The 19,127-nt window shown below is 67.5% G+C and carries 20 protein-coding genes; 2 read left to right on the forward strand and 18 right to left on the reverse strand.

All coding sequences use genetic code 11. The features are described 5' to 3' along the window. Window positions 1-30 precede the first annotated feature (30 nt). Window positions 31-1,578 (forward strand): coiled-coil domain-containing protein, encoded by a 1,548-nt coding sequence (locus tag AACX88_RS04225; protein ID WP_339391848.1) that lies wholly within the window; start codon window positions 31-33, stop codon window positions 1,576-1,578. Between the two features lie 99 nt (window positions 1,579-1,677). Here AACX88_RS04225 and AACX88_RS04230 read toward each other — a convergent pair whose 3' ends face one another. After that, window positions 1,678-1,974 (reverse strand): hypothetical protein, encoded by a 297-nt coding sequence (locus AACX88_RS04230; RefSeq protein WP_339391849.1) that lies wholly within the window; start codon window positions 1,972-1,974, stop codon window positions 1,678-1,680. A gap of 30 nt (window positions 1,975-2,004) precedes the next feature. On the opposite strand from AACX88_RS04230, the gene nucS reads away from it, so the two are divergent. Further along, window positions 2,005-2,700 carry an endonuclease NucS gene (nucS, locus tag AACX88_RS04235; RefSeq protein ID WP_339391850.1) on the forward strand — a complete coding sequence of 232 codons (696 nt, stop codon included), beginning with the start codon at window positions 2,005-2,007 and terminating at the stop codon, window positions 2,698-2,700. A gap of 77 nt (window positions 2,701-2,777) precedes the next feature. Here nucS and AACX88_RS04240 read toward each other — a convergent pair whose 3' ends face one another. From AACX88_RS04240 to rho, 17 genes are all read right to left on the reverse strand, one after another. After that, entirely contained in the window at window positions 2,778-3,743 is a 966-nt protein-coding gene (locus AACX88_RS04240; protein WP_339391851.1) for a hypothetical protein, read from the reverse strand. Window positions 3,744-3,953: 210 nt separating this feature from the next. Then, on the reverse strand, window positions 3,954-5,267 hold the full coding sequence (murA, locus tag AACX88_RS04245; protein ID WP_339391852.1) for a UDP-N-acetylglucosamine 1-carboxyvinyltransferase: 1,314 nt from the start codon (window positions 5,265-5,267) through the stop codon (window positions 3,954-3,956). Next, window positions 5,267-5,734 (reverse strand): DUF2550 domain-containing protein, encoded by a 468-nt coding sequence (locus AACX88_RS04250; protein ID WP_339391853.1) that lies wholly within the window; start codon window positions 5,732-5,734, stop codon window positions 5,267-5,269. The genes murA and AACX88_RS04250 overlap by 1 nt, the downstream gene beginning before the upstream one ends. 23 nt (window positions 5,735-5,757) lie before the next feature. Next, window positions 5,758-6,018 (reverse strand): F0F1 ATP synthase subunit epsilon, encoded by a 261-nt coding sequence (locus AACX88_RS04255; RefSeq protein WP_339391854.1) that lies wholly within the window; start codon window positions 6,016-6,018, stop codon window positions 5,758-5,760. Window positions 6,019-6,021: 3 nt separating this feature from the next. Further along, a complete protein-coding gene (gene atpD / locus AACX88_RS04260; protein WP_339391855.1) occupies window positions 6,022-7,473 on the reverse strand; it encodes a F0F1 ATP synthase subunit beta in 1,452 nt (483 codons plus the stop codon). 27 nt (window positions 7,474-7,500) lie between these two features. Continuing rightward, on the reverse strand, window positions 7,501-8,433 hold the full coding sequence (locus tag AACX88_RS04265; RefSeq protein WP_339391856.1) for a F0F1 ATP synthase subunit gamma: 933 nt from the start codon (window positions 8,431-8,433) through the stop codon (window positions 7,501-7,503). 31 nt (window positions 8,434-8,464) lie between these two features. Next, a complete protein-coding gene (gene atpA, locus AACX88_RS04270; protein ID WP_339391857.1) occupies window positions 8,465-10,099 on the reverse strand; it encodes a F0F1 ATP synthase subunit alpha in 1,635 nt (544 codons plus the stop codon). A 77-nt stretch (window positions 10,100-10,176) separates the two neighbouring features. Continuing rightward, on the reverse strand, window positions 10,177-10,983 hold the full coding sequence (locus AACX88_RS04275) for a F0F1 ATP synthase subunit delta (RefSeq protein WP_339391858.1): 807 nt from the start codon (window positions 10,981-10,983) through the stop codon (window positions 10,177-10,179). Then, window positions 10,983-11,534 (reverse strand): F0F1 ATP synthase subunit B, encoded by a 552-nt coding sequence (locus AACX88_RS04280; protein ID WP_339391859.1) that lies wholly within the window; start codon window positions 11,532-11,534, stop codon window positions 10,983-10,985. The genes AACX88_RS04275 and AACX88_RS04280 overlap by 1 nt, the downstream gene beginning before the upstream one ends. A gap of 27 nt (window positions 11,535-11,561) precedes the next feature. After that, window positions 11,562-11,786, reverse strand: a complete 225-nt coding sequence (gene atpE, locus AACX88_RS04285) for a F0F1 ATP synthase subunit C (RefSeq protein ID WP_339391860.1) — start codon at window positions 11,784-11,786, stop codon at window positions 11,562-11,564. Window positions 11,787-11,866: 80 nt separating this feature from the next. Continuing rightward, window positions 11,867-12,679 carry a F0F1 ATP synthase subunit A gene (atpB, locus tag AACX88_RS04290; RefSeq protein ID WP_339391861.1) on the reverse strand — a complete coding sequence of 271 codons (813 nt, stop codon included), beginning with the start codon at window positions 12,677-12,679 and terminating at the stop codon, window positions 11,867-11,869. 221 nt (window positions 12,680-12,900) lie between these two features. Continuing rightward, the gene (locus tag AACX88_RS04295) at window positions 12,901-13,353 is read right to left on the reverse strand and encodes a Cg1360 family ATP-synthase-associated protein (protein ID WP_339391862.1); all 453 of its coding nucleotides are present in this window, start codon (window positions 13,351-13,353) and stop codon (window positions 12,901-12,903) included. Continuing rightward, window positions 13,350-14,459: an MraY family glycosyltransferase gene (locus tag AACX88_RS04300; protein ID WP_339391863.1), complete on the reverse strand. Its 1,110-nt coding sequence runs from the start codon at window positions 14,457-14,459 to the stop codon at window positions 13,350-13,352. Before AACX88_RS04300 ends, AACX88_RS04295 begins: the two co-directional genes overlap by 4 nt. Beyond that, on the reverse strand, window positions 14,460-15,110 hold the full coding sequence (locus tag AACX88_RS04305; protein WP_339391864.1) for an L-threonylcarbamoyladenylate synthase: 651 nt from the start codon (window positions 15,108-15,110) through the stop codon (window positions 14,460-14,462). A 14-nt stretch (window positions 15,111-15,124) separates the two neighbouring features. Next, window positions 15,125-16,063: a peptide chain release factor N(5)-glutamine methyltransferase gene (gene prmC, locus AACX88_RS04310; RefSeq protein ID WP_339391865.1), complete on the reverse strand. Its 939-nt coding sequence runs from the start codon at window positions 16,061-16,063 to the stop codon at window positions 15,125-15,127. Next, window positions 16,047-17,120, reverse strand: coding sequence for a peptide chain release factor 1 (prfA, locus tag AACX88_RS04315; RefSeq protein WP_339391866.1), 1,074 nt, complete (start codon window positions 17,118-17,120; stop codon window positions 16,047-16,049). Before prfA ends, prmC begins: the two co-directional genes overlap by 17 nt. A 1-nt stretch (window position 17,121) precedes the next feature. Next, a complete protein-coding gene (gene rho, locus AACX88_RS04320) occupies window positions 17,122-19,062 on the reverse strand; it encodes a transcription termination factor Rho (protein ID WP_339391867.1) in 1,941 nt (646 codons plus the stop codon). Window positions 19,063-19,127: the final 65 nt, after the last annotated feature.

A 19,127-nucleotide genomic window follows, 5' to 3' on the forward strand; every position in this document is an offset into this window, starting at 1 on the left:
TCCCCTTTGACACGACAGGAGTCAGCTTCAGTGACGCCCACCGAAGAATTCCGCACAGCGATGCGCGGGTACGAGAAGAGCGAAGTCGATTCCCGGCTGCAGCAGCTGCGGACGGAGATCGAATCCGTGCGGAAGGCGCTGTCGGATGCTCGCAGTCAGGTCATCAACGCCGATCGCGCGAAGCTTCAGATCGCCGGCGAGCTGTCCGAGGCGAAGGCTCAGCTGAAGAAGGCGGCCAATGAGAACGCCGAGGCGGCCGGTCCCCCCGGAAGCCGCATCGACCATCTGCTCAAGATCGCCGAATCCCAGGCCCGCGAGACGCTGGCTCAGGCGAACTCCGATGCCGAGACGATCCGCAACAAGGCTCGCGCCGAGGCGGCTTCGGCCCGTGCGCGCATGCACACGGAGAGCAACGACACCCTCAACAACGCGCGTTCGGAGGCCGATGCGATCATCAGCTCGGCCGAGCTGCGCGCCGAGGAGGCCGTGAAGTCCGCGGAGAAGCGCGCCGCCGAACTCAAGGCCACCGCCGAACGTGAGTCGGCACAGGCCAAGGAAGCCAACGACGCCGCGTCGAAGGACGCCCGCGAGAGCCTCGAGCACGAGCTCTCCGAACTGCGTGCCGCCGCCCAGAAGGAGGCCACCGACCTCCGCGCCGAGGCGAAGACCCAGGCCGACGAGACGATCGCCGCCGCTCAGGCCCAGGCCGACGAGCTGCTCTCCTCGGCGAAGTCGCGCGATGAGGCATCGAAGAAGGCCGCAAACGACCTCGACGTCGAACTCGCGACGAAGCGCCAGGAGGCCGAGGCCGAGCGCAAGCAGCGCTACGACACGGCGCAGGCGGAGAACAAGAAGCTCATCGAAGAGGCGCAGGAGCGCGCGGCGAAGGCCGACGCCGAGGCGAAGACCGCCGCGGAACGTGCAGAGACGACGCGCGCCGAGGCCGTGACGAAGGCCGACGAGATCATCGCCGACGGCAAGACCCGCGCGCAGACGCTCATCTCGGAGGCGCGTGCGACCGCCGAGGCGACGATCGAGGAATCGGCTGCCGAAGCCAAGCGCAACGTCGCCTCCGCACAGTCGCAGGTCGACCTGCTCACGAAGCAGCGCAAGACGATCACCGCGCAGCTCGACCAGTTGCGTTCACTCTTCGCGATGCCCGGCGTGATGGGCGGCGAAGCGGTCGATCCCGCGAAGGCCGAAGCCGCGACGCATGCGACCGAGCAGATCGCCGACGGCGAGGCGCTGGCCGATCTCATCGCCGCCGATTCCGCCGAGGAGGATTCCGAGGCGAAGGATTCCGAGGCCGGCGCCGAGGACGCATGCTCGTCGTCCTCTGACGCGACGGCCGAGACCGAGACGGTGCAGGCTGAGACCGTGCAGGCTGAGACCGTCGAGGAAGCTGACGACGCCGAGGCGACCGATTCCGAGGATCTGCCCAACGGCGCCACGGATGCCGAGACGATCGCGATCGACGCCCAGGTCTCGGGATCGCCGAAGTCGGGAGACAGCGGTCAGGGTGCGAACCGCCCCGGTGCCAATCCCAAGGCGGCGCGCTCGCGCAACTCGCTGCGCTGACACCAGCGTCCGACTGACGTCACAGTCCGACTGACACCGGCGTCCGACTGACGCCAACGTCCGGAACGGGCCCGCTCGATCGAGCGGGCCCGTTCTGCGTCAGCGGAAGCGCTGAAAGCACCTCGTGTGCCAGTGCCTGCGCGATTCGAGTCCGATGTCGATGCCGTGCGCGGCATCCTGCCGCCACGCGACGATGTGCGCGATCGCCGCTGCGACCTGCTGACCGCAGCCGGGGCACACGTAGGACTTGCCGCTCGAATTCCCCGCGACGTGCTGAATCGACCACGTCCCGTCGGGCAGGTCGCGGCTCCTGCGCATGCCGCTGACGGACTCGGAGAGGTCCCGTGCGGGCGCGCTCCATTTGTTCCGGCGACGCGAGGAGTTCGATCGTGGCATAAGGGGATTCTCTCACGTAGGGTGAGACGCGTGCGTCTCGTGATAGCTGAATGCTCTGTCGATTATGCCGGTCGTCTGACCGCGCATCTGCCCCTGGCCACCCGTCTCATCATGCTCAAGTCTGACGGGTCGATCCTCATCCACTCCGACGGCGGATCGTACAAGCCGCTCAACTGGATGACTCCCCCGGCCACGGTGGCGATCGCCGAACCGACCGAGGAGCAGGCCGCGGCAGGACTGAGCGAGGTCTGGACGGTCGCGCAGGCGAAGACCGGCGACCGACTCGTCATCTCGATCACGAACGTCCTCTCCGACACCAGCCACGACCTCGGCGTCGATCCCGGGCTGGTCAAGGACGGCGTCGAAGCCCACCTCCAGGAGCTGCTCGCTGAGCACATCCACACCCTCGGCGACGGCTACAGCCTCGTCCGCCGCGAGTACATGACCGCGATCGGTCCCGTCGACATCCTCGCCCGCGACGAGGCCCAGCTTTCGGTGGCCGTGGAGATCAAACGCCGAGGCGACATCGACGGCGTCGAACAGCTCACCCGCTACCTCGAGCTGATGAATCGCGATCCGCTGCTCACCCCGGTCACCGGCGTCTTCGCCGCGCAGGAGATCAAGCCCCAGGCGCGGACGCTCGCCGAGGATCGCGGCATCCGCTGCGTCGTCCTCGACTACGACGCGCTGCGCGGCATGGACGATCCGGAGACCCGCCTGTTCTGAGCCGCTCGTTTGGTCCGCAGCGCGGATCGTGGGCCGTGCACCGCCCACGATCCGCGCTACGACCCAATCGAGCGCGGTCAGTCACCGGTCACTCCTCGCCTGCGGACCGCTTCTCTGATCTTGAGGAAGACGTCGGCCCGGAACAGGTCCCGCCAACGGATGCGGAAGACCATATAGCCCTCGTTGCGCAGCGCATACTCGCGCCGACGCTCTTGTTCGAACGCCCGATGCGGGTCCTGGCCGTCGAGATAGTACTTGCCTGCGCCGTCGAATTCGGCTAAGACCTTCGCGGCTTCGTTTCCGAAGTCGGACCGGGCAAGGAAACGACCGTGCTGGTCACGGACGACGAACTGCGGTTCGAAGCCGGGAATCGAATACTCGACGAAGCGCACAGCGCAGATCGATTCGGCCACTGTCTCTCTGCGTCCGTCGATGTTCGCCAGCATCGCGTCGATCCGGCGCCGGCCGGTGCGGACCGGATGGGCTCGGCTGTAGACGCGGAGATCCTCGAGCGCGATGAGCCCCTGATGGACAGCCGCATCGGCTGCAGCCACGGCGAAGTCCAGCGGGCAATCTCGGGCCACGTCGATCAGGGTCTGCGGGAGCGAGGTCACCGGGATCCCGCCGACCGACGTCACCGCCTCGGTGTCCAGGGACCGAAGCCTGATCACCAGGTCGGTCTGCCGGGACGGGTAGTGGGGGCTGACCGCCTCGGCGCGGACATCGCTGCGTTCGAGAAAGGGAACGGGAAGTCCGTGGACGATGAGCGCGCTCCGATGGGAGAACACTGCGTCACGCGGCAGTGCGCCGACGAAGGAACGGACGAGGATCCGCAGGTCCTCAACCCGTTTGCGCATCCCGGTCGTCTCAACGGGCAGATCGGTCGTTGCGGCCCCCGCGATCGCGGCGACGAAGCTGTGCTCGGGACGCGAACACACGCGTGTGACGACATAGTGACCGCGTCGCAGTCGGCGCAGACAGCACCCCACTGCGGAACCGACCCGGTGGAAGTCCCACCCGGCACCGTCGAAGTCGGCAGTCACCAGACACGCGAACATAATCGCAAGGATGGACGAGACTGTCTCGCCTCGCAAGGGCGTCGAGCGCACCTGTGGACAACCCTCCACTTGTGCATCGACCCTTGTGGACAGGCGTGTCGACGATCTCGTTTGGGCCTTAGCTCGTGTTGAGGGCGGTGCACGGGCCTCGATCCGAGCTGCGGCCCAAACGAGGGCGCCCGAGTGAGACGGCGGTCAGTCGAAGCTGAGCGCGTCGGCGCGGCTGACGCGCTCGATGTCGGCACCGAGCGCCCGCAGCTTCTCGACGAAGCCCTCGTACCCGCGGTCGATGTGGTCGACGCCCGAGACCTCGGTCACCCCGGCAGCCCGCAGGCCTGCGAGCACGAGGCCCGCACCGGCGCGGATGTCGGAGGCCTCCACCTCGGCGCCGGAGAGCTCCTCGACACCCGTGACGAGGGCGTGGTTGCCGTCGATGCGGACCTTCGCGCCTAGACGGGCGACCTCCTGGACGAAGCGCCAGCGGGCCTCGAAGAGGTTCTCCGAGAGCAGGCCGACCCCGTCGGAGACCGCGTTGAGGGCGATGACGAAGGGCTGGAGATCCGTCGGGAACCCCGGGAACGGCATCGTCGCGACCCGGATCGCCCGGGGACGCTTGGGCCCGATGACGCGGAAGCCGCGCCCGATCGTGCCGTCACCGAGTGCGATCTCGCCGAGGTCGTCGACCGTGGCCCCGGCATCGCGGAGTTTGATCGCGACGTTGGGCATGATCTCCAGCCCCACTCCCCTGACGGTGACGTCGCCGGCGCTCAGCGCCGCGGCGAACGCATAGGTGCCCGCGACGATCCTGTCGCCCACCGTGCGATGGTCGACGGGGCGCAGCGCGGAGACGCCGGTGATCGTGAGCTCGGCGGTGCCGATCCCCTCGATCTGCGCGCCCATCTCGACGAGCATGAGGCAGATGTCGACGATCTCCGGCTCCTTCGCCGCGTTCGCGATCGTCGTCGTCCCCTCCGCCAGGGTGGCGGCCATGATGAGGTTCTCGGTGGCGCCCACCGAGGGGAAGTCGAGGGCGATGTCCGTGCCGGTCAGCCCCGTCGGGGCCTCGGCGACGAAGTAGCCGTGGTCGAGGCGGACCTGTGCACCGAGCGCTTCGAGACCGGCCTGGTGCATATCGAGTCCGCGGGAGCCGATCGCATCGCCGCCGGGCAGCGCCACATGCGCCGCGCGCATCCGCGCGGTGAGCGGCCCGAGGACGGAGATCGAGGCTCGCATCGCGCGGACGAGTTCGTAGTCGGCCTGGATCCCCACCTCGGCGGGGACGTCGATGCTCACGGTGCCGGCCTCGGCATCGTAGTCGACGGCGCAGCCCAGCCGGCTGAGCAGCTCGACCATGATCCGCACGTCGAGGATCGCGGGCACGTTCCGGATCGTCGAGCGGCCCACGGCGAGCAGGGTGGCCGCCATGAGCTTGAGCACGCTGTTCTTCGCACCGCGGACGTCCACGGTGCCGTGCAGCTGCGTGGGTCCCTTGAGTCGGAGGACTTCCATTACGTGAACCGTCCCATCGTCGGATTGAAGCCGGGGGGCGAGGATTCGAGCCACGAGGACATCGTCGACAGGGATTCGGTGTCCATCGCCAGGGACACGTTCCGGGGACGGCCGTCGGCTTTGCCGTACGAGCAGTCGACGACGACGGCGTCGGGCAGCACCGAGTACTGCTCCCCCGAGGTGGGCTTGCGCCGCACGAGGATGTCGAGATCGGCGCGCGGCAGACGGACGGCCGCGCGCCGATTGAGGGCGAAGACGGGATACCAGTCCAGCGAGGTCACGGCGAAGACCGCAACGCCCAAACGCCAACGTGGGCGGGAACTGGATTCCTCGCCCACGTTGATCGAACAGTCAAAGGCACCCGACAACTTCGAGATCGACCTGCGCCGGATCGTCACCACGACGATCAGGGCAAGCGCCAGTCCCACCAGCGAAAGCAGAACGATGAGCAGGACTGAAGGGTTCACGGTTGCCAAGTGTAATTGACTGATCAGAGAAGTTCGGCCTGATCAGCCGCAATGATGACGCGATTGTTCTCGACCGAGAGGAAACCCCCGTCGGCCTGCACCCGGATGGTCTCATCCGAGGTGGTGAGAATCCGCGCCTCACCGTCGGCCACGACCCCGAGAATGGGTTGGTGACCGGGCAGGATGCCGATCTCGCCGTCCAGGGTACGGGCGATGACGCGCTTGGCCTCACCGACCCATACCTCCTGGTCGGCTGCGACGACGTTGACATCGAGGACGGCCATGGCTTACTTCTTCTGCATTTCTTCGTAGTTGCGCATGACATCGTCCATGCCGCCGACGTTGAAGAACGCCTGCTCCGGGATGTGGTCGACCTCGCCGGAGACGATCTTCGCGAAGCCCGCGACGGTCTCGGCGACGGGAACGGTCGAACCGGGAACGCCGGTGAACTTCTCCGCGGTGTACGTGTTCTGCGAGAGGAACTGCTCGATGCGACGCGCACGGTGGACGACGAGCTTGTCCTCTTCCGAGAGCTCGTCGACGCCGAGGATGGCGATGATGTCCTGCAGCTCCTTGTTCTTCTGCAGGATCGCCTTGACCTCGTTGGCCACGCGGTAGTGCTCCTCGCCCACGACCAGCGGGTCGAGGATGCGCGAGGACGAGGTCAGCGGATCGATCGCGGGGTAGAGACCGCGCGAGGCGATGTCGCGGTTGAGCTCGGTGGTCGCGTCGAGGTGGGCGAAGGTCGTCGCCGGAGCCGGGTCGGTGTAGTCGTCGGCCGGCACGTAGATCGCCTGCATCGAGGTGATCGAGTGACCGCGCGTCGAGGTGATGCGCTCCTGGAGCACACCCATCTCGTCGGCGAGGTTGGGCTGGTAGCCCACGGCCGAGGGCATGCGACCGAGCAGGGTCGAGACCTCGGAGCCGGCCTGGGTGAAGCGGAAGATGTTGTCGATGAACAGGAGCACGTCCTGGTTCTCGACGTCGCGGAAGTACTCCGCCATCGTCAGCCCGGCCAGGGCCACGCGCAGGCGCGTGCCCGGCGGCTCGTCCATCTGGCCGAAGACGAGGGCGGTGTCACCGAAGACGCCGGCTTCGTCCATCTCGAAGACGAGGTCGTTGCCCTCACGGGTCCGCTCGCCCACACCGGCGAACACCGAGGTGCCCGAGTGGTTATGCGCGATGCGGTAGATCATCTCCTGGATGAGGACGGTCTTGCCCACACCCGCGCCGCCGAAGAGGCCGATCTTTCCACCCTGGACGTACGGGGTGAGCAGGTCGATGCTCTTGATGCCGGTCTCGAGGACCTCCTGCTTCGACTCGAGTTCGTCGAAGGCCGGAGCCGGACGGTGGATCGGCCAGCGTTCCTTGATGTCGAGCGTCTCACCCTCGGCGAGGTTGAGGCAGTCGCCGGTGGTATTCCACACGTGTCCCTTGGTGACGTCGCCGACGGGCACCGTGATGGGTGATCCGGTGTCGGTGACCTCCTGACCGCGGACGAGTCCGTCGGTCGGCTGCAGGGAGACGGCGCGGACGATGCCGTTGCCGAGGTGGAGGCTGGTCTCGAAGGTGAGCTTGCGCGTGCCTTCGGACAGTTCCACGGTCGTGGTCAGGGCGTTGTAGATCTCCGGCACGGAGTCGAGCGGGAACTCGACGTCGACGACCGGGCCGATGACCCGGGAAATGCGACCGAGGGCAGTGCCCTGTGCCGGGGAGTTATCCGTAACTGTGGCAGTCATGGTCTCTTTCTTCTCTGCTCGTACCGGTCAGTCGCCGGCTGCCGATGCCGCAAGGGCGTCGGCCCCACCGACGATCTCGGTGAGTTCCTGGGTGATTTCCGCCTGACGGGCCGTGTTGGCCAGCCGGGTGTAGGTCTTGATGAGGTCGTCGGCGTTGTCCGTCGCCGTCTTCATCGCCGCCTGGCGCGAGGCCTGCTCCGAAGCCGAGGCCGAGAGCAGTGCCGAGAGGATCCGCGAGTCGATGTACCGGGGCAGAAGCGCGTCGAGGACGGCTTCGGCGCTGGGTTCGAACTCGTAGAGCGGCTGGCTGCCGGAATCGGCAGATCCCGTCGATCCCGCCGAGGTGGTGGCCTCGTCGGCGTCGACGACCTCGAGGGGCAGCAGGCGCCGGTACTCCGGGTCGTGCTTGACGGAGGAGACGAAGCGCGTGAAGACCATGTAGATCTCCTGCACACCGCCGTCCGCGGCATCCTCACCGAAGGCCTTGAGCAGCGCTTCGCCGATCGCGCGGGCGTCCTCGGCGGTGGGGTTCTCGGAGAACCCGGTCCAGGCCTGGACGATCGGACGATCGCGGAAGGTGTAGTAGCTCTCGGCCTTGCCGCCGACCGTGAACAGTGCGACCTCTTTGCCCTCGCCCTTGAGCAGGCGGACGAGCTCTTCGGACTCACGGATGAGGTTGGCGGAGTAGGCTCCGGCGAAGCCCCGGTCCGGACCGATGACGAGCACCGCAGCGCGGGTGACATGGTCCGGTTCCGAGGTCAGCACATGGTCGACGTTCGATTCGCTGGCGACGGCGGAGACAGCGCGGGTCAGGGCGTTGGCATACGGGCTGGCCGCCTGCGAACGCGCGATCGCCTTCTGAATCCGGGACGCGGCGATGAGCTCCATGGCCTTGAAGATCTTCCTCAAGGACTGAGTCGAGCGGATCTTCTGCTTGAAGACCCTCTGCTGGGCTCCCATCAGTTCTTCCTTTCGCCGTTACAGATCAGGTTCAACGCTTCTGCCGAACGATCTGCTCCTGCTCGACCTCATCGGTCGAGGCCACGGACGAATCCTCGGAGCCGACGTGCGAGCCGTCGTTCTCCTGGGCGACCCAGTTCTCGTTGAACTCCTTCAGCGCCTTCTCGAGCTGCTCGCGGACGTCGTCCTCGAGCTTCTTGGTCTCGCGGATGACGGTGAGGATCTCGGTCTTGCGCTCGAGCATGTCGAGCATCTCGGCTTCCCAGCGCAGGACGTCGGAGACGGCGATCTCGTCGAGGTAGCCGTTGGTGCCGGCGAAGATCGACACGGTCTGCTTCTCGAACGGCATCGGCGAGTACTGGGGCTGCTTGAGCAGCTCCATGAGGCGGGCACCGCGGGCGAGGTCGCGCTTGGTCGCATCGTCGAGGTCGGAGGCGAACATCGCGAAGGCCTCGAGCGAACGGTACTGCGCGAGCGAGAGCTTGAGCGTACCGGAGACGCCCTTGAGCGCCTTGGTCTGTGCGGCACCGCCGACTCGGGAGACCGAGACGCCGACGTCGACAGCGGGACGCTGACCGGAGTTGAACAGATCCGACTGGAGGAAGATCTGTCCGTCGGTGATCGAGATGACGTTGGTCGGGATGAACGCGCCGACGTCGTTGGCCTTCGTCTCGATGATCGGCAGACCGGTCATCGACCCGGCGCCGAGGGCGTCGGAGAGCTTCGCGCAGCGCTCGAGGAGGCGCGAGTGGAGGTAGAAGACGTCACCCGGGTAGGCTTCGCGGCCCGGCGGGCGGCGGAGCAGGAGGGAGACGGCGCGGTAGGCCTCGGCCTGCTTCGAGAGATCGTCGAAGACGATGAGGACGTGCTTGCCGCCGTACATCCAGTGCTGGCCGATGGCCGAGCCCGAGTAGGGGGCGAGGTACTTGAAGCCGGCCGGGTCGGAGGCGGGCGACGAGACGATCGTCGTGTACTCGAGTGCGCCGTTCTCCTCGAGGGCACGGCGGACGTTGGCCACGGTCGAGCCCTTCTGGCCGACGGCGACGTAGATGCAGCGGACCTGCTGCTCGGGGTCACCGGTGGCCCAGGCGTCGCGCTGGTTGATGATCGTGTCGATCGCCAGAGCGGTCTTGCCGGTCTTGCGGTCGCCGATGATGAGCTGACGCTGACCACGGCCGACGGGGATCATGGCGTCGACGGCCTTGTACCCGGTCTGCAGCGGCTGGCGGACTTCCTGGCGGTCCATGACGCCGGGCGCCTGGAGCTCGAGCTCGCGGCGGCCTTCGGTCTCGACTTCGCCGAGGCCGTCGAGCGGACGACCGAGCGGATCGACGACGCGGCCGAGGTAGCCGTCGCCGACGGGGATCGAGAGGACCTCACCGGTGCGGTAGACGTCCTGCTCCTCGGCGATGCCTGCGAAGTCGCCGAGGACGACGACGCCGATCTCGCGCTCGTCGAGGTTCTGGGCCAGGCCCAGGGTGCCGTCTTCGAACCGGAGGAGCTCATTGGCCATGGTGCCCGGGAGACCGGAGACGTGGGCGATGCCGTCACCAGCGGTGACGACCTTGCCGACCTCGGTCTTCTCCGAGCTCTCGGGGTTGTACGACTCAACGAACTTCCCCAGAGCGTCCCGGATCTCCTCCGGGCGAATTGTCAGTTCCGCCATTGTGGTTTCCCTGCTTCCTTTACTTGTCCGGCGACCGGTGGGCCGCCTGCGTCGCCGGACAGACCGGCGAGGGCGATTCAGCTTGCGAGTTTGCGGTGGACCTCGGCGAGGCGATCCGCGATGGTCGAGTTCATCACTTCGTCGCCGACCTGGACCCGGACTCCCCCGATGACCTCGGGGTCGACCTGGACGTTGAGCACGAGCTCACGACCGTAGTTCGCAGCCAGGGCTGCGGCGAGACGGTCGGTCTGCTCCTGGCTCAGCGGCGCGGCCACGGTAACCTCGGCGACGGAGCGCTGCTGGCGAGCGGCGAGGATGTCGCTGAAGTGATCGAGGGCGATCGCCACGCGCAGTCCGCGCGGGTGCACCGCAGCATGCTCGACGAGGGTGATCGTGTCGGGTTCGGCCTTGCCGGAGAGAAGGTTCTCCACGAGAGCCCGCTTGGCCTCGGCTCCGGCGTCGGAGTCGAGTGCGCGCGAGAGCTCGTGATCGCTCTCGAGCAGACGGGCGAAGCGGAAGAGCTCCTCTTCGACCTGACCGAGCTGACCGATCTCCTGGGCGGCCGCGGCGATCGCCGTGACGCCGGCGACCTCGAGGCTCGTGACGAAGTCCTGCGTCCTCGCCCAGCGCTTCGACACGGCCACCTCGGCGACGCGCAGCGCCGCTTCGGGGACCTGGGCTGCGAACACGGCGCGAAGCAGTCCCTGCTTCTTCTCCGCAGGCTCCGAGGAGTCCGCGAGCGCCTTGCGCAGGCCGAGGTTGTCGGCGAGGACGCCGACGACGCCGAGCAGCGACTGCCCGATCTCCCGGGCGTTGCCGCCGGAGATCTCAGCGTTCGCCGCTTCGAGAACGGCTTGCAGGGAGACTCTGCTCGACTGGAGCATCACGCCCCCTTGACCGGCTGGCCGGACGACTGCGTTTCGAGATCGGCGATGAAGCGGTCGACGACGCCAGCGGAGCGCTGGTCATCGGTGAGCGATTCGCCGACGATGCGCGACGCGAGGTCCGTGGCGAGCGAGCCCACTTCGGAGCGCAGCTGCACCATGGCGGACTGGCGTTCCGCGTCGATCTGGGTCTGTGCCTGAGCGATGATGCGATCAGCCTCGGTGTGAGCCTGTGCCTTCATCTCGGCGATGATCTGGGCGCCCTCTTCCTGAGCCTCGGCGCGCAGTCGTGCGGCTTCCGCACGACCGTCGGCGAGCTGCTTCTGATATTCGGCCAGAGCCTGGTCGGCTTCGGCCTGCACCTTCTCAGCCTTCTCGATGCCACCCTGGATGCGCTGTGCGCGCTCGTCGAGTGTCTTGTTGAAGGCGGGGAGGACGTACTTCCAGACAACCAGGAAGACGATCAGCAGACAGACGGCACTCCAGACGATGTCATACAGCGCCGGGAGAAGCGGGTTCTCAGACGCTGCAACGATTTGTACCGGAGTCATCGTTTAGTCCTCTTCGGATCTGTCGGATCAGGGCAGGAAGAACGGGGTCGCGATGCCGATGAGGGCCAGGGCCTCGATCAGAGCGATACCGAGGAACATGTTTCCGCGGAGCGTGCCGGCCATCTCGGGCTGACGAGCGGTTCCCTCGATGGTCTTGCCGATGACGATTCCGACACCGATGCCGGGGCCGATGGCGGCGAGGCCGTATCCGACGGTGGCGATACTGCCGTTGACTGCAGCGAGCATATCCATAGGATGCTTTTCCTTTCATATGGCGGTCGGGGGGTTGGCCCGACCTTGTAACACCTGGGTTACAGACTTAGACGGTCGACTCAGTGGTCTTCCGAGATGGCGGCGTTGATGTACACGCACGAGAGCAGGGCGAAGATGTAGGCCTGGAGGACGACGACCAGCATCTCGAGGAGGAAGACGAAGAATCCGCCGGCGAAGGTAAGGATCGCGAAGAACTGGAAGCCGTTGGAGGCGTCGAAGAGGAAGAAGCTCGTCGCGGAGAAGCAGAGGACGAGGAGGAGGTGGCCGACCATCATGTTCGCGAAGAGTCGGATTGCGAGCGTGAACGGCTGCGTGACGAACTTCGTGATGAACTCGATCGGGATGAGGAGGAAGTGCATCGGCCACGGCACGCCGGGGAGGATGAGCGCATCCTTGAGGTAGCCGCCGAGGCCCTTCTCGGCGATGCCCGCCCAGTGGTAGGTGATGTAGACGACCGCGGTGAGCACGATCGGCAGTCCGATGACGCCTGAGGCCGGCATGTTGAGGAACGGGATGAGCTTCGTGACGTTCCAGAACAGGACGCCGAAGAAGATCGCCACGATGAGCGGCATGAACTTCTTCGCCTTCTCCTTGCCCATCGTGTCCTCGGCGATGCCGACGGTGACGAACTCCATGGCGATCTCCATCGCCGACTGGAAGCGGGTGGGGATGAGCTTCATGCGCTTGGCCCACACGGCCAGGAGGATGACGACGGCGAGAGTGGCGAGGATGCGGATGAGCATCACGCGGTTCATCTCGAACGGCGTGCCGACGAACGCGAACGGTGAGGGAAAGAACTCCGCCATCGACGGGGCTTCGAATCCGCCTTCAGCGGCTTGGATCATTGTCTGCGCGGCGTTGAGTTTACCCACGTTTTCGTTTCTCTCCCATGGTCATTGGCCCTAGATGGCCTGGCCTTCGCACCGCGCGATGAGTGCGCGGCGAACAGATCAGGAGCGACATGGAGCGACACGGCTCCAGCACCGGAACTACTCTACCAACGGTAGAGAGCGCCGACAAATCCATGCGCCCTCGCTGAGCGAAGCCTGTGTTCGCTATGCGGACGGATCAGCGGTTCGCACCGCGCTGCGTCTCAGCGGCTCTGCCCGGCCTCGGGATCGACATAGGGCACGCGGCCCTTGACGACGGTGAGCGCCTCGACGAGTGAGGATCCGATGACGGCGACGACGATGGTGACGAAGGCGACCGTGCCGTCGAGCCAGGCGGCGTCCTTGAGCCGCCAGATGACGATCATGAAGACGAACGCCTTGAACAGGAAGCCCATGCCGAGGAAGCCGGCGATCGCGGTCAGCCCCAGATTGCGGCCGAAGTACATGATGACGAGGGTGACGACGATGAACACCGCTGCCAGTCCCCCGCCGACGGCTCCCCCGGCCAGCCCGCGGGACCCGGAGACGAGCCAGCCGACGCCCATGCCGCCGAGGGCGACGACGGCGACGAGGATCGCCCCGCGGATGAGCATCGTCCTCCACACGCGGGTCCAGGCGGCCTGGACGGCGGTCTCTTCGGGCTGGCGATCGGTCACGAGATCTCCTCTCGGGCATGGCGGCGGATCCGCAGCGGGTAGAACGTAAAGACGAGGGTGACTGCGAAGAGTGCGCCGATGATGGTGATGACGAGCAGCGGGGGCATGAGCAGGAGCATGACCGAGCCGAAGGCGATGAGCGCGGTCCACGTGTAGAGGATGAGCACCGCGCGGGCGTGCGAGTGCCCGAGCCGCAGCATCCGGTGGTGGAGGTGCTTGGCGTCGGCGGAGAACGGCGACTGCCCGGCCATGAGCCGCCGGACCACGGCGAGACCGAGGTCGAGCAGCGGCAGGAACATCACGGCGATGGGGAGGATGATCGGCAGGTAGGTCGCGAACACCCGCTCCTGACCGATGAGCGCGGGGTCGACCTGACCGGTCACCCGGATCGTCGAGGCGGCGAGCAGGAGGCCGATGAGCATCGAACCGGAGTCACCCATGAAGATGCGGGCCGGATTGAAGTTGTGCGGCAGGAAGCCGAGGCATGCCCCGACGAGGATCGCGATGATGAGCGAGGCGAGGTTCGCATACGAGTCCGGTGAGGCGTCGGTGGCCAGCCAGTACGAGTAGATGAAGAACGCGCTGCCGCCGATCGCGACGACCCCGGCGGCGAGTCCGTCGAGGCCGTCGACGAAGTTCACGGCGTTGATCGTCACGAGGACGACGAGGATGGTGATGATGATCGACATCCGCGGGGAGCCGATGATCACCCCGCCGAAGGGGATCGAGAGCAGGGCGACGCCGTTGATCGCCATGAAGCCGGCCGCCAGCGCCTGACCGGCGAGCTTCGTGATCCAGTGGAGGTCCCAGATGTCGTCGATGACGCCGAGGATGCACAGCAGTCCCGCGGCCCCCGCGATGCCGATGATCGGGCCCATATCGACGAAGATCCGGGCGAGGAACGGGGTCTGGGAGGCGAAGACGAGGCCGACGACGACCGCGCCGAACATCGCGACTCCCCCCAGCCTCGGCGTGGGCACGGAGTGGACGTCGCGCTCGCGCAGGGGCGAGAAGATCAGTCCGCGTTCGGCGACCCGCCTGACCATGGGCGTGAGCAGGTACGCCACCAGAGCGGAGACGACGAGGATGAAGAGGTAGGCGCGCACTCAGCCGTCCAGGTCGAGGAGGTCGGGGACGATCTCGCGCAGTTCCTCGGCGGTGATCGGCCCCTGCCGCACGATGCGCGGGGTGTCACCGGAGAGGTCGATGATCGTCGACGCGGTCCCCGCGGTGCGTTCTCCCCCGTCGAGGTAGATCTCGACGTCGGATCCGAGCATGTCCTGGGCCTCGTCCGCCGAGGTGGCCGCCGGCTTCCCGGAGATGTTCGCACTCGAGACGGCGAGCGGTCCGGTCCGAGTCAGCAGAGCCAGGGCGTCATCGTCGTCGGGCATGCGCACGGCCACCGTGCCGTGGGTCTCGCCCAGGTCCCAGTCGAGGGAGGGCTGGGCTGCCGCGATGATCGTCAACGGGCCCGGCCAGAACCGGGCAGTGAGGGTGAGGATCGTCTCATCGACGCCGTCGACGAGGCCGAAGACGGTGTCCGCACGCGGCACGAGCACCGGTGGGGGCATCTCGCGTCCGCGTCCCTTCGCCTTGAGCAGCGCGGTCACGGCGGAGGCGCTGAAGGCGTCCGCGGCGATCCCGTAGACCGTGTCGGTGGGGATGACGAGCAGGTTCCCCGCCTCGATGACGCGTGCGCACTCGTCGAGGACGAGGTCGCGGATGTCGGCTTGGCTGACGTCGAATCGACGGGACACTGATTCTCCGTTTCTCATCTGGTCTCACGCGCTGGGCGGGCCTGTCGGCGGGCCACGGTGTAGCGCTCGCGTCCAGTGTAGTCCGGGAACGTGGCCGCATCGCTCAGGCCGGGCGTGCGCGCGAGCATCTCGCGCACGCCCTCCCCCTGATCCTCGGCGTGCTCCATGGCGAAGAGTCCGCCGGGGCGCAGGAGCTGAGCCGCTTGGACGGCGATGAGGGCGGGCACCTCGAGACCCGTGGTCCCGCCGTAGAGGGCGGCGGCGGGGTCGTGGTCGCGGACCTCGGGGTCCCTGGGCACGGCGGCGTCGGGGACGTAGGGCGGATTGCTCACGACGACGTCGACCGTGCCGATGAGCTCGGGCCGGTCGACGGCGACCGTCGTCGCATCCCCGGAGACGAGTTCGACGTGCGAGGATCCCAGGTCGAGGGGCTCGAGGTTCGCCCGTGACCATGCCAGCGCGGCCTCCTCCCGTTCGACGCCGATGACGCGGGCACCGGGGTGCTCGAGACCGATGGACAGGGCGATCGCCCCCGACCCGGAGCACAGATCGACGATGAGCGGGGTGCCCGGGATGCCCGGACCGCCGAGGTGGTCGAGCACCTCCCCGACGAGCAGCTCGGTCTCCGGCCTGGGAACGAAGACCCCGGGTCCGACGCGCAGTTCGATGCGACGGAAGTGGGCGATGCCGGTGAGATGCTGAAGCGGGATGCGGCGGGCGCGCTCGTCGATGAGATGGGCGAAGCGGGCGGCGACGGCGGCAGGCACCGCCTCGGCGAAGAGACGCCTGCGGGACAGCGTCGCGGAATCGATGCCCCACGCATGCGCGAGCAGGGCCGCGACGTCGGCATCGGGCGAAGGCACGTCCGCCTCGGCGAGCACACGGGCACCGGCGCGCAGCAGCGTGGGGGCGTCCGTACGGGGCTGAGTATCCAGCTCAGTCCCCCAGTGCATCGAGGCGGGCGGCCCGGTCGGCGTCCCGGTTCGAGCCGACGACGGGATCGAGGTCGCCGGCAAGCACCTGGTCGAGGTTGTAGGCCTTGAACCCGGTGCGGTGATCGGTGATCCGGTTCTCCGGGAAGTTGTAGGTCCGGATGCGTTCGGAGCGGTCGACGGTGCGCACCTGGGAGCGGCGGATGTCGGCTGCTTCGGCGGCGGCCTCCTCGGCCTGTTTGGCCAGGATCCGGGCGCGGAGCATGCGCAGGGCCGCTTCCTTGTTCTGCAGCTGGGACTTCTCGTTCTGGCAGCTCGCGGTGATCCCGGTGGGCAGATGCGTGATGCGCACCGCCGAGTCCGTCGTGTTCACCGACTGGCCGCCCGGGCCCGAGGACCGGTAGACGTCGATGCGCAGATCGCTCTCATCGAGGCGGACCTCTTCGGGTTCGTCGACCTCGGGGAAGACGAGGACGCCGGCCGCCGAGGTGTGGATGCGGCCCTGGGATTCGGTGACCGGGACGCGCTGGACCCGGTGGACGCCGCCTTCGAACTTCAGCCACCCGTAGGCGCCGTCGTCACCGGCTTTGACGGCGAAGCTGACGTCCTTGTAGCCGCCGAGGTCGGAGTGCGTGGCGGTGAGTATCTGGGAGGACCAGCCGTGGGAGTCGATCCAGCGCTGGTACATGCGCAGGAGGTCACCGGCGAAGAGCGCCGACTCGTCGCCGCCCTCACCGGCTTTGATCTCGACGATCGCATCGCGGGCGTCGTCGGGGTCGCGGGGCACGAGGAGGTCGCGCAGCTCGGCCTCGGCGCTCTCCTGCTCGGCGCGCAGACGCTGCGCCTCCTCGGCGAGCTCGGGATCCTCGGCGCTCAGCTCCTCGGCGGTGAGCAGGTCCGCGGCGAGTTCGTCGACGCGCTTCGCGGCCACCGCGATCCGGTCGAGTTCGGAGTAGCGGCGGGTGAGCTTCCGCGCCCGGCCGGCATCAGCGTGCACGGCCGGGTCGGAGAGCTCCTCGGACAGCCTCGCATGCTCGTCGAGGAGCATGCTCACACTGGCCCTGAGGCTGTCACTCATCTCAGTGGTCGTCGGTCGCGGACTTCGGCAGCGGCGTCGTCTTCTGCACCTGCATGAGGAACTCGGCGTTCGAACCGGTCTCCTTGAGCTTGGACATGAGGAGCTCGACGGCCTGCTGCTGCTCGAGACCCGAGAGGAGGCGGCGCAGGCGCCACATGACCTTGGTCTCCTCCGGCGTCATGAGCATCTCCTCACGACGCGTCGACGAGGCGTTGACGTCGACGGCCGGGAATATGCGCTTGTCCGCGAGCTGACGGGACAGGCGCAGCTCCATGTTGCCGGTGCCCTTGAACTCCTCGAAGATGACCTCGTCCATCTTCGAGCCCGTCTCGACGAGCGCGGTGGCGAGGATCGTCAGGGAGCCGCCGCCCTCGATGTTGCGGGCGGCACCGAAGAACTTCTTCGGCGGGTAGAGCGCGTTCGCGTCGACACCGCCGGAGAGGATGCGGCCCGAAGCCGGCTGCGCGATGTTGTACGCCCGGCCCAGACGGGTGATGTTGTCGAGGAGGACGACGACGTCCGAGCCCATCTCGACGAGGCGCTTGGCCCTCTCGATGGCGAGTTCGGCGATCGTCGTGTGGTCGTCGGCGGGACGGTCGAAGGTCGAGGCGATGACCTCGCCCTTGACCGCGCGCTGCATGTCCGTGACCTCTTCGGGGCGTTCGTCGACGAGGACGACCATGAGGTGGACTTCCGGATTGTTCTCCGTGATCGCGTTCGCGACCTGCTGCATGATCGTCGTCTTGCCGGCCTTGGGCGGGGCGACGATGAGGCCGCGCTGACCCTTGCCGATCGGGGTGACGAGGTCGATGAGGCGGGTCGACTGCAGCTTCGAGGTCGTCTCGAGGCGCAGGCGCTCCTGCGGGTAGAGCGGGGTGAGCTTGGAGAACTCGACGCGGTTCTTCGCATCGTCGACGCTCAGACCGTTGACCGAGTCGAGGCGGACGAGGGCGTCGAACTTCTCGCGCTTGCCCCCACGGTCGTTCTCGCGCGGCTGGCGGATGGCGCCGGCGACGGCATCGCCCTTGCGCAGGCCGTTCTTGCGCACCATCGAGGCCGAGACGTAGACGTCGTTGGGCCCGGGCAGGTAGCCCGAAGTGCGGAGGAAGGCGTAGTTGTCGTGGACGTCGAGGATGCCGCCGACGGGGATGAGGACGTCGTCGCTGCGGATCTCCGGCTCGTCGCCGCCGCGTCCACGACGCTTGCGATCCCGTCCGCGGCCGCGGCGTCCGCCGCGCTCGTCGTCGTCATTGCCGCGGTTGCGACGGTCGTCGTCGTTGCGGTTGCGACGATCATTGTCACGACGGTCATTGTCACGGCGGTCGTTGGTCCGGCCTCCGCGGTCGTCGCCGCGGTCGTCGCCCTCGCCCTGACGATTGCGACGCTCGCCCTTGCGGTCGTTGTCGCGACGGTCGTTGTCGCGACGGTCCTCGCCCTTGCGGTCGTCCTCGCGACGGTTCCGCCGGCCGGTCTCCTCGCGGGATTCGGGCTGGGCATCGGTCTCGGTCTGCGCGTCACCGCCGCGCGAACGCGAACGGCTGCGGCGGCTGCGCTGACGGTCCTGGCCCTCGCCCTCGGAGGCGTTCGCCTCGGCGGGCTGGGCATCGGCAGACGACTCCGCCGACGGAGCCTCTGCAGACTTGGCCTCGGCAGCCTCGGATGCCTGCGCGGTGGCGGACTCGCCGCGGGCGGCATCGGCGGCGCTGCGGCGGGCCGGGCGACGTCCGCGCCCTGCCTCGCTGGTCTCGGCAGAGGCCGAGTCGGTGGTGGCCGGTTCGCTCGGGGCGCCGGCGGAGTTGATGGCGTCGATGAGTTCGCCCTTGCGAAGTCGACGGTATCCTTTGATTCCCATTCCCGCTGCCATCTCCTGCAGCTGGGGAAGGCGCAGAGCGGTCAGACTGCCGGTGCGCGGTGTGGAATCCGGGGTTGTGGTTTCAGACACGAAGGTCCTTCTCCCTCATTCGGCCGTGCGGCAAGAGCCGTAGTCCCACGGCGACGGAAACACCC

The sequence above is a fragment of the Brevibacterium metallidurans genome (assembly GCF_037101285.1).
GTDB lineage: Bacteria > Actinomycetota > Actinomycetes > Actinomycetales > Brevibacteriaceae > Brevibacterium > Brevibacterium metallidurans.

What these genes read in the sequence shown, in the direction of transcription:
- AACX88_RS04230 (WP_339391849.1), bottom strand. Translation starts at nt 1,974, where the DNA reads ATGCCACGATCGAACTCCTCGCGTCGCCGGAACAAATGGAGCGCGCCC.
- murA (WP_339391852.1), bottom strand. Translation starts at nt 5,267, where the DNA reads ATGGAAGTCCTCCGACTCAAGGGACCCACGCAGCTGCACGGCACCGTG.
- AACX88_RS04255 (WP_339391854.1), bottom strand. Translation starts at nt 6,018, where the DNA reads ATGGCCGTCCTCGATGTCAACGTCGTCGCAGCCGACCAGGAGGTATGG.
- atpD (WP_339391855.1), bottom strand. Translation starts at nt 7,473, where the DNA reads ATGACTGCCACAGTTACGGATAACTCCCCGGCACAGGGCACTGCCCTC.
- AACX88_RS04265 (WP_339391856.1), bottom strand. Translation starts at nt 8,433, where the DNA reads ATGGGAGCCCAGCAGAGGGTCTTCAAGCAGAAGATCCGCTCGACTCAG.
- atpA (WP_339391857.1), bottom strand. Translation starts at nt 10,099, where the DNA reads ATGGCGGAACTGACAATTCGCCCGGAGGAGATCCGGGACGCTCTGGGG.
- AACX88_RS04275 (WP_339391858.1), bottom strand. Translation starts at nt 10,983, where the DNA reads ATGCTCCAGTCGAGCAGAGTCTCCCTGCAAGCCGTTCTCGAAGCGGCG.
- AACX88_RS04280 (WP_339391859.1), bottom strand. Translation starts at nt 11,534, where the DNA reads ATGACTCCGGTACAAATCGTTGCAGCGTCTGAGAACCCGCTTCTCCCG.
- atpE (WP_339391860.1), bottom strand. Translation starts at nt 11,786, where the DNA reads ATGGATATGCTCGCTGCAGTCAACGGCAGTATCGCCACCGTCGGATAC.
- prmC (WP_339391865.1), bottom strand. Translation starts at nt 16,063, where the DNA reads ATGCACTGGGGGACTGAGCTGGATACTCAGCCCCGTACGGACGCCCCC.
- prfA (WP_339391866.1), bottom strand. Translation starts at nt 17,120, where the DNA reads ATGAGTGACAGCCTCAGGGCCAGTGTGAGCATGCTCCTCGACGAGCAT.